Annotated in this window: 14 protein-coding genes; 10 read left to right on the plus strand and 4 right to left on the minus strand. The window is 66.4% G+C overall.

Features of this window, described 5'->3' with window-relative positions; translation table 11 throughout:
- Nucleotides 1-162: 162 nt before the first annotated feature.
- Entirely contained in the window at nucleotides 163-2,691 is a 2,529-nt protein-coding gene (locus HDC95_RS06430; protein ID WP_259062468.1) for an ATP-dependent Clp protease ATP-binding subunit, read from the minus strand.
- Nucleotides 2,692-2,918: 227 nt separating this feature from the next.
- Here HDC95_RS06430 and HDC95_RS06435 point away from each other — a divergent pair, with 227 nt between their 5' ends.
- The 5 genes from HDC95_RS06435 (at nucleotide 2,919) to HDC95_RS06455 (ending at nucleotide 6,396) form a co-directional block, all read left to right on the plus strand.
- On the plus strand, nucleotides 2,919-3,539 hold the full coding sequence (locus tag HDC95_RS06435; RefSeq protein ID WP_259062470.1) for a hypothetical protein: 621 nt from the start codon (nucleotides 2,919-2,921) through the stop codon (nucleotides 3,537-3,539).
- Nucleotides 3,539-4,141, plus strand: a complete 603-nt coding sequence (locus HDC95_RS06440) for a hypothetical protein (RefSeq protein ID WP_259062471.1) — start codon at nucleotides 3,539-3,541, stop codon at nucleotides 4,139-4,141. The genes HDC95_RS06435 and HDC95_RS06440 overlap by 1 nt, the downstream gene beginning before the upstream one ends.
- Nucleotides 4,138-4,365, plus strand: coding sequence for a helix-turn-helix transcriptional regulator (locus HDC95_RS06445; protein ID WP_259062472.1), 228 nt, complete (start codon nucleotides 4,138-4,140; stop codon nucleotides 4,363-4,365). The genes HDC95_RS06440 and HDC95_RS06445 overlap by 4 nt, the downstream gene beginning before the upstream one ends.
- Before the next feature lie 120 nt (nucleotides 4,366-4,485).
- A complete protein-coding gene (locus tag HDC95_RS06450; protein ID WP_259062473.1) occupies nucleotides 4,486-4,788 on the plus strand; it encodes a hypothetical protein in 303 nt (100 codons plus the stop codon).
- 189 nt (nucleotides 4,789-4,977) lie between these two features.
- The gene (locus HDC95_RS06455; protein ID WP_259062474.1) at nucleotides 4,978-6,396 is read left to right on the plus strand and encodes a dicarboxylate/amino acid:cation symporter; all 1,419 of its coding nucleotides are present in this window, start codon (nucleotides 4,978-4,980) and stop codon (nucleotides 6,394-6,396) included.
- A 96-nt stretch (nucleotides 6,397-6,492) separates the two neighbouring features.
- Here HDC95_RS06455 and HDC95_RS06460 read toward each other — a convergent pair whose 3' ends face one another.
- On the minus strand, nucleotides 6,493-8,205 hold the full coding sequence (locus HDC95_RS06460) for a sodium:proton antiporter (RefSeq protein ID WP_259062475.1): 1,713 nt from the start codon (nucleotides 8,203-8,205) through the stop codon (nucleotides 6,493-6,495).
- 69 nt (nucleotides 8,206-8,274) lie between these two features.
- Nucleotides 8,275-8,559 carry a MerR family transcriptional regulator gene (locus HDC95_RS06465; RefSeq protein WP_259062476.1) on the minus strand — a complete coding sequence of 95 codons (285 nt, stop codon included), beginning with the start codon at nucleotides 8,557-8,559 and terminating at the stop codon, nucleotides 8,275-8,277.
- A gap of 121 nt (nucleotides 8,560-8,680) precedes the next feature.
- On the opposite strand from HDC95_RS06465, the gene HDC95_RS06470 reads away from it, so the two are divergent.
- The 4 genes from HDC95_RS06470 to HDC95_RS06485 all read left to right on the plus strand — a co-directional run bounded on the left by HDC95_RS06470 (nucleotide 8,681) and on the right by HDC95_RS06485 (nucleotide 10,810).
- Nucleotides 8,681-9,103: an Hsp20/alpha crystallin family protein gene (locus HDC95_RS06470; RefSeq protein ID WP_259062477.1), complete on the plus strand. Its 423-nt coding sequence runs from the start codon at nucleotides 8,681-8,683 to the stop codon at nucleotides 9,101-9,103.
- A gap of 38 nt (nucleotides 9,104-9,141) precedes the next feature.
- Nucleotides 9,142-9,369, plus strand: a complete 228-nt coding sequence (locus HDC95_RS06475) for a DUF2795 domain-containing protein (protein WP_259062478.1) — start codon at nucleotides 9,142-9,144, stop codon at nucleotides 9,367-9,369.
- Between the two features lie 95 nt (nucleotides 9,370-9,464).
- Nucleotides 9,465-10,520 (plus strand): LLM class flavin-dependent oxidoreductase, encoded by a 1,056-nt coding sequence (locus HDC95_RS06480; protein ID WP_259062480.1) that lies wholly within the window; start codon nucleotides 9,465-9,467, stop codon nucleotides 10,518-10,520.
- Between the two features lie 77 nt (nucleotides 10,521-10,597).
- Nucleotides 10,598-10,810: a methyltransferase gene (locus tag HDC95_RS06485; protein WP_259062481.1), complete on the plus strand. Its 213-nt coding sequence runs from the start codon at nucleotides 10,598-10,600 to the stop codon at nucleotides 10,808-10,810.
- A gap of 55 nt (nucleotides 10,811-10,865) precedes the next feature.
- Here the strand turns inward: HDC95_RS06485 and pheA are convergent, their stop codons facing one another.
- On the minus strand, nucleotides 10,866-11,816 hold the full coding sequence (gene pheA, locus HDC95_RS06490; protein WP_259062482.1) for a prephenate dehydratase: 951 nt from the start codon (nucleotides 11,814-11,816) through the stop codon (nucleotides 10,866-10,868).
- Nucleotides 11,817-11,889: 73 nt separating this feature from the next.
- Between pheA and pgm the strand changes: the two genes are divergently transcribed.
- Complete coding sequence (gene pgm, locus HDC95_RS06495; protein ID WP_259062483.1) at nucleotides 11,890-13,533, plus strand: phosphoglucomutase (alpha-D-glucose-1,6-bisphosphate-dependent); 1,644 nt, start codon at nucleotides 11,890-11,892, stop codon at nucleotides 13,531-13,533.
- Nucleotides 13,534-13,585 lie beyond the last annotated feature (52 nt).

Genomic DNA, 13,585 nt, shown 5'->3' on the forward strand with positions numbered 1-13,585 from the left:
ATCGTAGACGAATCGTGCGCGCCACGGCGAGTTCGGATGCGACTCGCCGTCGACACGCCAGATCGTCCGGGTTTTCCCACGTGCATCTGACGCGACTTTTCCCACGTGCACCTGACGCGAAAAAGGCGGATGCCGTAGCATCCGCCTTTTTCACCTATGGGTCTACTCGCCCGAGGCAGCAGCCAGGTCGGGGCTCGAGGTGATCGCGCCACCGGTGTTGATGCCGATCGAGACCTTCTCGCCACGCGGGGCGGTCTCGAACTGGAACTTGCCGTCCTTGGCATCCACCTTCACGTGGTCGCCGGGGTTGAGCTCGCCGTGCAGGATCTTCTCCGACAGCTGGTCCTCGATCTCCCGCTGCATCGCACGACGCAGCGGGCGAGCACCGAGTGCCGGGTCGAAGCCGATCTCGATGAGGCGCTCCTTGGCCGGCTGCGACAGCTCCACCGTCATGTCGCGGTCGAGCAGACGGTCGCTGAGACGCTTGACGAACAGATCGACGATCTGTACGAGCTCTTCCTTCGACAGTTGCGGGAAGACGATGACATCGTCGACACGGTTGAGGAACTCGGGCTTGAAGTGCCGCTTGAGCTCTTCGTCGACCTTGCCCTTCATCCGCTCGTAGCTGGTCTGTGCGTTGCCCTCGAGCTGGAAGCCGACCGGGCCTCCGGCGATCGCGGACGAGCCGAGGTTGGTCGTCATGATGATCACCGTGTTCTTGAAGTCCACGACCCGACCCTGACCATCGGTGAGGCGACCCTCTTCGAGGATCTGCAGCAGCGAGTTGAAGATATCGGGGTGTGCCTTCTCGATCTCATCGAAAAGCACAACGCTGAAGGGCTTGCGGCGCACCTTCTCGGTGAGCTGGCCACCTTCTTCGAAGCCGACGAACCCTGGAGGGGCGCCGAAGAGCCTGGAGACGGTGTGCTTCTCGCCGAACTCGCTCATGTCGAGCGAGATGAGGGCGCCCTCATCGTCGAACAGGAACTCGGCAAGCGCCTTGGCGAGCTCGGTCTTTCCCACACCCGTAGGGCCGGCGAAGATGAACGAACCCGAGGGGCGCTTCGGGTCCTTGAGGCCCGCACGCTGACGACGGATCGTGCGGGAGAGCGCCGCGATGGCCTCTTCCTGCCCGACGACACGCTGATGCAGCGCCTTCTCCATGAAAACGAGCCGGCTGGACTCCTCCTCGGTCAGCTTGAACACCGGGATGCCGGTGGCCTGTGCGAGCACTTCGGCGATCAGGCCCTCATCGACCACTGCCGCGGTCGCGACGTCACCGGAGCGCCACTGCTTCTCGAGGCGCAGGCGCTCGGCCAGGAGGCTCTTCTCCTCATCGCGCAGCGATGCGGCCTTCTCGAAGTCCTGCTCCTCGGATGCCGCTTCCTTCTGCTCGCGCACCGCGGCGATCTTCTCGTCGAACTCGCGCAGCTCGGGCGGGCTGGACAGGATCGACAGGCGCAGGCGGGCTCCGGCCTCGTCGATCAGGTCGATGGCCTTGTCCGGCAGGAAGCGGTCCGCGACGTAGCGGTCGGCGAGATTGGATGCCGCGACGATCGCGCCGTCGGTGATCTGCACCTTGTGGTGCGCCTCGTAGCGGTCGCGCAGTCCCTTGAGGATGTTGATCGTGTGAGGCAGGCTCGGCTCAGCCACCTGGATCGACTGGAAGCGGCGCTCGAGCGCAGCATCCTTCTCGAAGTGCTTGCGGTACTCGTCGAGCGTCGTCGCACCGATCGTCTGCAGCTCGCCACGGGCGAGGAGGGGCTTCAGGATGCTGGCGGCGTCGATCGCACCCTCGGCAGCGCCCGCTCCCACGAGGGTGTGGATCTCGTCGATGAAGACGATGATGTCGCCGCGCGTGCGGATCTCCTTGGTGACCTTCTTCAGGCGCTCCTCGAAGTCACCACGGTAGCGGGAGCCGGCGATGAGCGAGCCGAGGTCGAGCGAGTAGAGCTGCTTGTCCTTCAGCGTCTCGGGCACGTCGCCCTTGACGATCGCCTGGGCGAGGCCCTCGACGACGGCGGTCTTGCCGACGCCGGGCTCACCGATCAGGACGGGGTTGTTCTTGGACCGGCGGGAGAGGATCTGCATGACCCGCTCGATCTCCTTCTCGCGCCCGATCACCGGGTCGAGCTTGTTGTCGCGCGCCGCCTGGGTGAGGTTGCGACCGAACTGGTCGAGCACTGCTGACCCGCCCTGGGCGGCCTGCTGGCTGTCGTTCGTGGTCGCGCCGACTGCGGCGGGCTCGCGGCCCGGGGCGCCGGAGAGCAGCTGGATGACCTGCTGGCGCACCTTGTTCAGGTCTGCGCCGAGCTTGACGAGCACCTGAGCAGCGACGCCTTCACCCTCGCGGATGAGGCCGAGCAGGATGTGCTCGGTGCCGATGTAGTTGTGGCCGAGCTGCAGCGCTTCGCGCAGGCTCAGCTCGAGCACCTTCTTGGCGCGCGGCGTGAAGGGGATGTGACCGGTCGGCTGCTGCTGGCCCTGACCGATGATGTCCTGCACCTGCTCGCGCACGGCGTCGAGGGAGATGCCGAGCGACTCCAGCGCCTTGGCGGCAACGCCTTCACCCTCGTGGATGAGGCCGAGCAGGATGTGCTCGGTGCCGATGTAGTTGTGGTTGAGCATCTTCGCCTCTTCTTGGGCGAGGACGACGACACGACGGGCACGGTCGGTGAATCTCTCGAACATTGTCAACTCCTTGGTTCGCACGGGGCGAATGCACTGACGCCAGGCGGCTCTTCAGCGCCTGTACATCGAGAGTAACGAGGGATCGGGGCCTGCATGCCCGTGTTCGCCGTCGGCATACCCCGCGATGGCTTCTGAAGAGCACATGCAGCGACAAGGGTTGACGGTGTTATCGAGAGTCGTTATCTTAACGGAAGTCGATAACAACGATATTCGATATGGAGGTTCGCATGGACACGCGTACTGGACGCCCGTCCCTCAGCGAGGCAGTCGCGCTCGGGCTGGTCGCGACAGGTGCCGTGAGCATCGGGATCGCATCCGTCTTCGGCGCCGTCGGCGCGGGAATCGAAGTCTTCGGGTCGCCCGTTCCGGTGAGCCTGCCGGTGGACGGCGCGGAGATGACACCACTCGCAGGTGCGGACGGGGTCACGGCGGCGGAGTACACGCAATCGCTGGTCTCGTTCGAGACTCTGGATGCCGGCACGCGCTGGCTCCTGCTCGCGGAGGTCGCACTTCCGGTGCTGGCGACGGTCATCGTGTGCGCGGCGCTGTGGTGGCTGGGGCTGTCGCTGATCCGGCAGCGGGCGTTCCGGCGCTCGATGGTTCCGGTGCTGGCGACGGCGGCGTTCACTCTTGTCGTGACGGCGATGATCGCTCCGCTGTTCGGCGCGTTCGCTCGCGCTCAGGTGGTCGAGCAACTCGCGGCGTCCGGCGCCGATATCGCCGGATTCTGGATGTTCCTGTATCAGCTGGATCCCACGCCGATCGGATGGGGCATCGCTCTGGCACTCGTGGCGACGGCGTTCGAAGTCGGCCAGCGTCTGCAGCGCGAGACGGAAGGGTTGGTCTGATGGAGAGCTCGAAGATCAAGGCGGATCGCAACGACCTCAACACCGCGATCGTCGTGGGCGCTCTGGTCATCGCCTGGCTGTTATTCGACGGCATCCGACGCATTGTCGAGCTGTTCGGCACGGCAGGCTCGGTGACAGTGACGACCCGCGTGCCGGCGCAGGAGATCACTGCTGCGATAGGCGACGGGGCACCCGCCATTGTCGATTCCGCAACGCTCGTCGTCGCGGATGTGAACACGGTCAGCATCATCTCGCTGGTGCTGGCGATCACTCTGCGCGCCCTGTGTCTGATCGCGGTCGCGGTTCTCGGAGTCGTCCTGTGCCGGAGACTGATGCGCGGCATCCTGTTCGACCGCGTCAACACACGCCTCACCTTCGCGATGTCGATAGGCCTGTTGGCCGCAGGACTTATCGGACCTTGGTTCGAGAACATGGGCCTGAACGGAGTCGTCGCGGCGTTGGGCGGAGAGTTCGACTATCAGCGGTGGCTTCTTTTCTCTGACGGGATCCCGCTCTTCGTCGCAGCCATCGCGGTCGGCGTGCTGGTGATCGTGTTCCGTCGAGGCACAGCTCTGCAGAAGGACGCGGAGGGCCTGGTGTGACTCCCGCAGTGGAAGAGGAGGAGACGGGCATCCACTGCCGGCTCGACGAGTTGCTTGCGGAACGCGGAATGACGCTGACCGAGTTGAGTTCGAGGGTCGGGGTGAGCATCGTCAATCTGTCGGTGCTGAAGAACGACCGGGCGCGGGCGATCAGGTACTCGACGCTGCGGGCGATCTGCGATGCGCTCGGCTGCGAGGTCGGTGAATTGCTCGTGCTGGCATAGGCGCAGTCACCCGCTTCGATCGCCGCGTGCTGAGAGGCATTGGCCATCAACTCATGGAGTCATCGACGGCGAGATCTCGGTCGAGTGACCGCCGACCGACCGACTGCGTAGCTCGAAACCATGAACATCGACCGGAACCTGCGCTCCCGCATCCTCATGACCCTGCCGATCGCGGCCCTGGCCGTCTGCCTCGCGGGTTGCGCCGGCGGCCCGGGTGGAGGCTCTGACCGCCCCTCCACTGAGGAACTCAGCACCGGAATCACGACGATCCTCGAAGACGCAGGGCAGGGCGGCGTCCTCACCGAGGAGCAGGTCGACTGCATCGCCGGCGAGTTCCTCGACTCAGATGTCGCCGATCATGACCTCAGAACAAGGCCGGCGGCGAAGACCTGCAGACCACTCAGGAGGCGAAGGACCTGGTGACGGCCACGATGCAGGATGCCGTCCTGCGCCCCCGCCGAGTGACCTCCCACCTCTGACGAGCCGCGCGATTAACAGGATGACGGATGCTTCGGCATCCGTCATCCTTCGTCATCTCCGCCTTCGAACCACTGACTGCTCCTAACGTTGACTCTCGTGGCGCACATCCGGCGCCCTTCGAGTTGGAGTCTCATGAGCAGCACCACCCGCGCCCAGAAAGCGCCCGACACCCGCAGTCCCGCACGCAAACTTCTGACCTCGTTCGGGTTCCAGATCCTCGCGGCCCTCGTCCTCGGCATCGTCGCCGGACTCATCGGCAGAGGCCTCGGTGCCACGACTGACAGTCCGAACGGCCTCTCCGCCACCCTCGACACGATCGGCAGCTCATACGTCACGATCCTGCGCGCCGCAGTCGTGCCGCTCATCTTCACTGCGATCGTCGCCAGCATCTCGAATCTCCGCCGCGTGCAGAACGCCGCACGCCTCGCCGGACAGACCCTGCTCTGGTTCGCGATCACCGCGTTCATCGCCGTGACGATCGGCATCGTGCTGGGCCTCGTCATCCAGCCCGGCGCCCGCGCCGGCGACGGCCTGGAGCCGAGCGAGCCCTACGCGGTCGGCACGTGGTGGAACTTCCTCCTCGGCCTCATCCCGCAGAACTTCCTCGGCATCGGTGCGCGCAGCTCGTTCGACGCGGATGCGGGCACCGTGGAATCCAGCATCAGCTTCAACATCCTGCAGGTGATCGTCGTCGCCGCAGTCGTCGGCATCGCAGCCCTCAAGGCCGGCAAGAAGGCCGAGCCGTTCCTCGCCTTCACCGAGTCGCTGCTCAAGGTGATCCAGCGCGTGGTGTGGTGGATCATCCGCATCGCCCCGCTCGGAACCTTCGGCCTCATCGGCTCGGCCGTGATCAAGTACGGCTGGGAGAAGCTCGCTTCCCTCGCCTGGTTCGCCGCCGCCGTCTACATCGGCCTGGCCCTGGTGATCTTCGTCGTCTACCCTGTGCTGGTCAGGGCACACGGCCTGTCGATCAAGCAGTACTTCACTGGCGTGTGGCCCGCCGTGCAGCTCGGCTTCGTCAGCCGCTCCTCGATCGGCACGCTGCCCCTCACCGAGCGTGTCACCGAGCGGAACCTCGGCGTGCCCAGCTCCTACGCCTCGTTCGCCGTGCCCTTCGGCTCGACCACCAAGATGGACGGATGCGCGGCCATCTACCCCGCGATCGCCGCGATCTTCGTCGCACAGTTCTTCGGCATCGAACTGAACATCGTGCAGTACCTGCTGATCGTGCTCGTCTCGGTCCTGGGCTCTGCCGCCACTGCCGGCACCACCGGCGCGACCGTCATGCTCACCCTCACGTTGTCGACGCTCGGCCTGCCCCTCGAGGGCGTCGGCCTGCTGCTGGCGATCGACCCGATCCTCGACATGGGCCGCACCGCGGTCAACGTCGCCGGCCAGGCGCTGGTGCCCACCATCGTCGCGAAGCGGGAGGGCATCCTCGACGAGGAGCTCTACAACGCTCCGCGCGAGGGCCTGCCCTTCGCGGACGACTCGGCTGAGGATGCCGCTGACGAGGGCGCGGTCGAAGCGGAGCCCGCCCCGACCCGCTGACATTCCCCTCGAAACAGGACTTGCCGCACGAGACAGGCGTTCCCACGTCCTGTTTCGTGCGGCAAGTCCTGTTTCGGGGGCCCAAGCCGCGCGCGGCTAGGCGCGGCCCGGCAGCCGCATGGCTCCTCGCGTGTCGAGCGCCAACTCCTCAGCATCCATCGCCGTGATCAGCTCACGCATCACCTCTTCGTCGAGGTTTCCGGCATCGCGCTCCTCCAGGAGCACCTCCCGCCGCACCTGCAGCCATCCGCGGGAGAGCGCGACGAGGTCTTCGGCGGACGGGCGCGCGGCTGCCTCTTCCGTCTCCTGCGCGTGGTCGGTGTCGGTCTCGACCCTGGTCATGCGTTTTGCGAAGGCATCGAATGCTCGCAGGTCGATCTCGCCGTACTTCTGCTCCCACAGCGCGCGCTGCTCCGTGAGGAACGCCTTCCCGGCCTGCTTGCTGCGCGCACGCACTGCGGCGAGGGCTCGCACATCCGCCTCGTGATCCACGTCGCTCGCCACGCCGAGGCGTCGGATCAGCAGCGGCAGCGTGAGCCCCTGCAGCAGCAGAGTGCCGACCGTGACGATGAACGCGACGATGACGATCGCGTGCGATGGGCCTTTGGGAAGTTCTGCGATGTCGGCTGCGGCCAAGGCGGTCGCGAGGGTCACGACCCCGCGCATACCCGCCCAGGAGATCACGGCGTTGTCCTTCCAGTCCAGAGCGGGCTCCGTGATCCGCCCCTTCATCTTCTCGGGGGTGAGCGGTGCGCGTCCCGGTCTCTGCCTGCTCGGATCGAACCGCCCGGCGGCCACTGCCCGATCCCAGCGCCGCAGCCGCGCGCGCTCCTGGAACCGTGCGACTGCATGCGCAGGGTAGATGTAGAGCGGACGCACCAGCAGCACGACCAGCAGCACGGCTCCGGAGAGCCACCCGATGTGCGCGATCGACTCATCGCCCAGGTCGTCAAGCACACGCGGGAGCTGCAGCCCGATATACGCGAACACGAAGCTCTCCAGCAGAAGATCCGCCGACAGCCATAGCGGTGCCTCCTGCTGCCTCGTCGTGTAATCGGTGCGCGGCGCGTTGTATCCGACGTACAGGCCCATGGCGACGACGGCGAGCACGCCGGAGCCGCCGAGGTGCTCGGCGATCGCATAGGCCCCGAACGGCACGAGCAGCCCGAACGTGCCGATCACGACGGGGTCGGCGACACGCATGCGGAGCTGGTGGAGGAGGATGCCGAACACGAGGCCGACGACGACGCCGACCACGACGGCGAGGATGAACTGCCAGATCCCCTCCCAGACGCCGATCGTCGCCCCGGCGATGATGGCCGCGAACACCCGGTACAGCGTCAGCGAGGTGGCATCGTTGATGAGGCTCTCGCCCGAGAGCACTGTCATGACGCGCCTCGGCAGCCCGAGTCTGCGGCCGATGGCGGCGGCGGAGACAGCGTCCGGCGGGGCGACGATCGCGCCGAGCAGGAGAGCGCCGGGCAGAGTCAGCGCGGGGAAGATGAGCCAGGCGACGAGTCCGGCGGCGACTGCGGTGATCAGCACCAGCCAGATGCCGAGCCGGCGGATCTGCGGAAGGCTGCGCTTGAACCCGACGAACGACACATCCAGCGCCGCCGAGTACAGCAGCGGCGGCAGCACGAGGTTCAGAAGCACGTGCCCGTCGATCGCCACCTCTGGAACGAAAGGGAGGAAGGATGCCGCGAGCGCCACGACCGTCACGAGCAGTGGAGCCGGCCATCCGCGCCATCGTGCGATCGCCGCCACTATGACGGCTCCGACAAGCACGTAGAACAGGGCGGCATCCATGAGTGAATGCTAGCGATGCCGGCAGTGCGTTACGGGAGCGTCATCGACCGACGCGGGTGCCTCGATCCGTCACTCGGATGCCTCGTCGAGCTGTTCGCGAAGCTCTGCGTTCTCGTCCTCCAGGTCGAGCACTCGACTGATGGCCGCGATGTTGAGGCCGTCGTCGCGAAGCCTGGCCGCCCGTTGCATCCGCTCGATGTCATCGTCACTGTAGCGACGGGTCCCGCCGCCGCTGCGCGACGGCGTCAGCAGCCCTCTGCTCTCGAACAGACGCAGAGTGGCCTCGGGCAACCCGACCAGTGCCGCCGCCACGGCGATGCCGTAGACGGGAGTGTGGGACTTTCGTTCCGTCATGCTGAGAACTTCCTTAGAGGCTTGCAATTTTCCGACATCTTGTTCTATAACAAATCTATAGCACAGGGTGCAGATAAGTACCCACAACCGCCCGCACGGGCCGCATGAAAGGAGACAACTCATGGCAATGACATTCGATCCGTTCAGTCAGCTCGATCGCTTCGCTGCGAGCGTGCTCGACTCCGTTCGCGCGCCCCGGCTGATGCCGGTGGACCTGTTCCGCGACGGAGAGAGGTACGTTCTGCACGCCGATCTCCCCGGCGTCGATCCCGGTTCGATCGACGTCGATCTGGACGGCGCGCAGCTCACGCTCCGCGCGCAGCGCACGGCCGACAACCAGGAGGGCGTGCGCTGGCTGGCGCGCGAACGCGCCGCGGGATCGTTCCTGCGCCAGTTCACCCTCGGCGACGGCGTCGACCTCGAGGGGATCAGCGCCTCATACGAGAGCGGCGTGCTCTCGGTGATCATCCCGGTCAGCGAACGCGCGAAGCCGCGCAAGATCGAGGTCGAATCCCGCGAGCGCCGGCAGGCGATCGACGCCTGATCCGGAACCGTCCACACAGATCGAGAGGAGTGTCGGAAATGCGCATCACCCCTGAGATGAGCCAGTTCCTCGCAGGCATGGAGTATCCGGCCACGAAAGACGACCTTCTGCGAGAGGCGTTGCGGGACGGACTCAGTCCGTCCGACATCGCTCTGATCGAGGATCTCCCCGAACAGAACTACAACGCCGGCTGGCACATCAGATACCACCTCGGCACGCGAGCCCTCGCGGATGCCTTCACGTCGGTCGAGCCTGCGCTCGCCTGACGCGGCATCGAGGCGGTACTCGCAAGACGGACATCTGCGCCGTTGAAAAGGGGAGGGCGGGAATTCCCCGCCCTCCCCTCCTGTTGCCCTTCGTGATGACTTCCGCAGCCCCCGCCCTGTCCGTGCTCGACCTCGTCCCGGTGCGCACCGGCCAGACAAGTGCGGAGGCGATCGCCGCCTCGCTCAGTCTCGCTGAGATCGCCGACCGTCTCGGCTATCGCCGCTACTGGTTCGCCGAGCATCACAACATGCCCGCCGTGGCATCCACCACTCCCCCGGTTCTGATCGCCGCGGCGGCTTCGCGCACCGAGCGCATGAAGCTGGGATCCGGTGGCGTCATGCTGCCGAACCACGCACCGCTGATCGTGGCAGAGCAGTTCGCGGCGCTCGAGGCGATCGCGCCGGGTCGCATCGACCTCGGCCTCGGCCGCGCGCCCGGCAGCGATCCCGTCATCACGCAGCTGTTGCGCACGACGGGCACCACCAGCGACGTCGAGCAGTTCCCGCGCTACGTGCAGGACATCTCACTGCTCCTGTCGGGCGAGGGCGCGACCGTGCGCTTCACGTCCGGCGGCGAGTACACAGTTCATGCCACGCCAGCGGCGACCAGCGTTCCTGACGTGTGGCTGTTGGGCTCGAGCGACTACTCGGCACAGCTCGCAGCATCCCAGGGCCTGCCGTACGTCTTCGCGAATCACTTCTCCGGCCAGGGTCTCGAGCGGGCGCTCGACCTCTACCGCTCCGGTTACCAGCCCAGCGAGGCGCACCCGGAGCCGCGCACGTTCCTCACCGTCAACGTCGTCGCCTCCCCCTCGGCCGAAGAGGCCGAAGCGCGTGCCCTACCGCAGCTGCGCATGATGTCGCGCCTGCGTCTGAACAAGCCACTCACCGCACTCGAGACGGTCGAAGAGGCGATCGCCGCCGGCATCGCCGAAGCGGATGCTGCGACCGAGCAGGTGGTGCAGGCCGCGCGGGAGCGGTGGTTCGTCGGCACCGGAGAGTCGGTCGCCGCTGAGGTGCGCGCGTTCGCCCAGACGCACGGCGTGAACGAGGTCATGCTCTCCCCGGTGGCGGGCGCCTACGACGCCGAGCCGAAGGACTCCGCCGCTGGTCGCGCGCAGACGCTGGAGCTCATCGCCTCTGCACTGTAGCTTCCCGACATCCGGAGTGCGGGCTATGGCCTTATCCGCGCCCGCGCGGTACGGTCGGCAGTGTCGGAAGGAGTTCAATGATGAGCACCACCATGACCCGAGGCCTGTGGGTCGCATACGGAACGAACGGTGTCGTCGGCAGCATCCGCCATTCAGATGACGGCTACACCGTCGTCATGAGCGGGGCGGATGCCGAGACCGGGACCTACCCGTCACTCGAGGTCGCGAAGGGCGCGCTGTATTCGCACATGAGGCCCGGCAGCGGCTGGCCGCGATATCGGGAGCATTGACCCTTCGACAGGCTCAGGGATCGACCAGCTCGGGGACCCGGCTCAGGGACCTGGCTCATTCTTCCGGTGCGCCGGAGAGCAGGTCGCGCAGCCAGTCGCGCGCTTCGACGAACACCTCGTCGGCGTAGCGGTCGGGATAGTGCACGATCTGTCGATCGGCCCGAGGGTATGAACCCAGGAACACGACGCGGGGGCTGAACCGGCGGATGCCGAGCAGGGCGTCCGCCATCCGCTCGTCCTGCACGTGTCCGTCAGCGTCGAGCACGAATCTGTATCGGCCGAGCTCATCGCCGATCGGCCGCGACTCGATCAGTGAGAGGTTGATGCCACGGGTCGAGAACTGCTCGAGCATCTCGAGCAGCGCACCCGGGCGGTCATTGGGCAGCTCGACGATCAGAGACGTCTTGTCGGCACCGGTGGGCATCGGCGGAATGGCCGTGCGAGTCACGAGCACGAAACGCGTCACGGCCGATATGTTGTCGCCGATCTCGGAGGCGAGCACGTCGACGTCGTAGTGCTCAGCGATTCCCGGAGGGGCGATCGCCGCCTGTGCCGGCAACGTGCCGTCGAGCACGCCGATCGCGGATGCCACGTTGCTCGCGGCGGGAACATGAGAGTGACGTGGCAGGTGCTCACCGAGCCATCCGTGGCACTGGGCATATGCGACGGGATGCGCGGCGATCGATGTCACGTCTTCGAGCTTCGTTCCCGGCGCGGCGACGAGCACGAAGTTCACCTTCACCAGGTACTCGCCGATGATGCGAAGGCCGGGAAGCGTCGCGAGGGCGTCCTGGGTGGTGGAGACGCCGCCCTCGATGGAGTTCTCGATCGCGATCATCGCCGCGTAGCTGCGGCCTTCGAGAACGTCGGCGAGAGCCTCGCCGACGTTCAGCACGGGTCGCCTCTCCTGGCCCCACGCCTCTGCCACCTGATCGAGTGCGGCTTCTGTGAAGGTCCCTGCGGGTCCGAGGTAGCTGTAGGTGCGCCGTTCAGTCACGCGTTTCACCCTAGCCCTTTCGTCGGCTGCGAGACCGGACTGGGATGATGCGCCCACGGCCAGTTCGGGGCAGACTGAACACATGACGAGCCGTGCCGGCCTCCCCGCGGAGGAAACTGACCTCATCGATGTCGACGAACTGATCGCCGCGTACTACGACCGCGTGCCCGATCCGTCCGTTCCCGCGCAGCGAGTCGTGTTCGGCACCAGCGGTCATCGCGGCTCATCGCTGACGAAGAGCTTCAACGAGCAGCACATCCTCGCCACCACGCAGGCGATCGTGGATTACCGCCGCTCGCAAGGGATCAACGGCCCCCTCTTCCTCGGACGCGACACGCACGCGCTGTCGCTGCCTGCAGAGCGCAGCGCGATCGAGGTGCTGATCGCAGGCGGTGTCGACCTGCGGGTCGATTCCCGCGATTCGTATGTGCCGACTCCGGCGCTGAGCCACGCCATCCTCACGCACAACCGCGATCTGGCACCAGATGCTGCGGGACGGGCCGACGGCATCGTCGTGACCCCGTCGCACAACCCACCGCGCGACGGCGGATTCAAGTACAACCCTCCGCACGGCGGCCCTGCAGACACCGACGCAACGGGCTGGATCGCCGACAGGGCGAACGAGCTGATCGAGGGCGGGCTCAAGGATGTGAAGAGCAAGAGCTTCGCCGACATCGACTGGGACACCCTCCCGAGCTACGACTTCCGCGACGCCTACGTGCGCGACCTGCCGACCATCATCGACATCGGGGCCATCAAGAAGGCGGGCGTGCGCATCGGCGCAGACCCTCTGGGCGGAGCCTCCGTCGAATACTGGCAGCTGATCAAGGAGCTGCACGGTCTCGAGCTCACGGTCGTCAACCCCGAAGTCGACCCGACCTGGCGCTTCATGACGCTGGACTGGGACGAGAAGATCCGGATGGATCCGTCATCTCCGAACGCCATGGCGTCACTGGTCGCGAAGAAGGGCGACTTCGACGTGCTCACTGGCAACGACGCCGACGCCGACCGGCACGGCATCGTCACCCCGGACGCCGGGCTCATGAACCCCAACCACTATCTCGCCGTCGCGATCGACTACCTGTTCTCCCATCGCGCGGAGTGGCCTCGGGATGCCGCAATCGGCAAGACCCTCGTCTCGTCGATGATCATCGACCGCGTTGCCGAGTCGCTCGGGCGACGGCTGCTCGAGGTGCCGGTCGGGTTCAAATGGTTCGTACCAGGCCTGCTCGACGGCACCGTCGCGTTCGGCGGCGAGGAGTCGGCCGGCGCATCGTTCCTGCGGCTCGACGGGAGCGTGTGGTCGACCGACAAGGACGGCATCCTGCTCTGCCTGCTCGCCGCGGAGATCATCGCGGTCACCGGCAAAAGCCCGTCCGAGCGCTACGCCGAGCTGGAGCAGGCGTTCGGAGCATCCGCGTACCAGCGCGTCGACGCCCCTGCGACGCCGGAGCAGAAGGCGACCCTCGGCAAGCTCGCACCGGATGCCGTGACGGCGACGACCATCGCCGGAGAGAAGATCACCGCAAAGCTCGCCAACGCCCCCGGCAACGGCGCGGCGATCGGCGGACTCAAGGTGCAGACCGAGCACGCGTGGTTCGCCGCGCGCCCGTCGGGCACGGAAGACGTCTACAAGCTGTACGCCGAGAGCCTGCTGGGCGCCGAGCACCTCGCCGAAGTGCAGGAAGAGGCCAGAGCCGTCGTGTCGGCGGCGCTCGGCAGCTGAGCGGCGGCGCTCAACCGAAGGCGAGACGAAATCGCTTGTGCTTCACGGCCGT

This window comes from Microbacterium sp. AK031, assembly GCF_024807145.1.
Classification (GTDB): Bacteria; Actinomycetota; Actinomycetes; order Actinomycetales; family Microbacteriaceae; genus Microbacterium.

What these genes read in the sequence shown, in the direction of transcription:
- HDC95_RS06430 (WP_259062468.1), bottom strand. Translation starts at nt 2,691, where the DNA reads ATGTTCGAGAGATTCACCGACCGTGCCCGTCGTGTCGTCGTCCTCGCC.
- HDC95_RS06435 (WP_259062470.1), top strand. Translation starts at nt 2,919, where the DNA reads ATGGACACGCGTACTGGACGCCCGTCCCTCAGCGAGGCAGTCGCGCTC.
- HDC95_RS06440 (WP_259062471.1), top strand. Translation starts at nt 3,539, where the DNA reads ATGGAGAGCTCGAAGATCAAGGCGGATCGCAACGACCTCAACACCGCG.
- HDC95_RS06450 (WP_259062473.1), top strand. Translation starts at nt 4,486, where the DNA reads ATGAACATCGACCGGAACCTGCGCTCCCGCATCCTCATGACCCTGCCG.
- HDC95_RS06455 (WP_259062474.1), top strand. Translation starts at nt 4,978, where the DNA reads ATGAGCAGCACCACCCGCGCCCAGAAAGCGCCCGACACCCGCAGTCCC.
- HDC95_RS06460 (WP_259062475.1), bottom strand. Translation starts at nt 8,205, where the DNA reads ATGGATGCCGCCCTGTTCTACGTGCTTGTCGGAGCCGTCATAGTGGCG.
- HDC95_RS06465 (WP_259062476.1), bottom strand. Translation starts at nt 8,559, where the DNA reads ATGACGGAACGAAAGTCCCACACTCCCGTCTACGGCATCGCCGTGGCG.
- HDC95_RS06470 (WP_259062477.1), top strand. Translation starts at nt 8,681, where the DNA reads ATGGCAATGACATTCGATCCGTTCAGTCAGCTCGATCGCTTCGCTGCG.
- HDC95_RS06475 (WP_259062478.1), top strand. Translation starts at nt 9,142, where the DNA reads ATGCGCATCACCCCTGAGATGAGCCAGTTCCTCGCAGGCATGGAGTAT.
- HDC95_RS06480 (WP_259062480.1), top strand. Translation starts at nt 9,465, where the DNA reads ATGACTTCCGCAGCCCCCGCCCTGTCCGTGCTCGACCTCGTCCCGGTG.
- HDC95_RS06485 (WP_259062481.1), top strand. Translation starts at nt 10,598, where the DNA reads ATGATGAGCACCACCATGACCCGAGGCCTGTGGGTCGCATACGGAACG.
- pgm (WP_259062483.1), top strand. Translation starts at nt 11,890, where the DNA reads ATGACGAGCCGTGCCGGCCTCCCCGCGGAGGAAACTGACCTCATCGAT.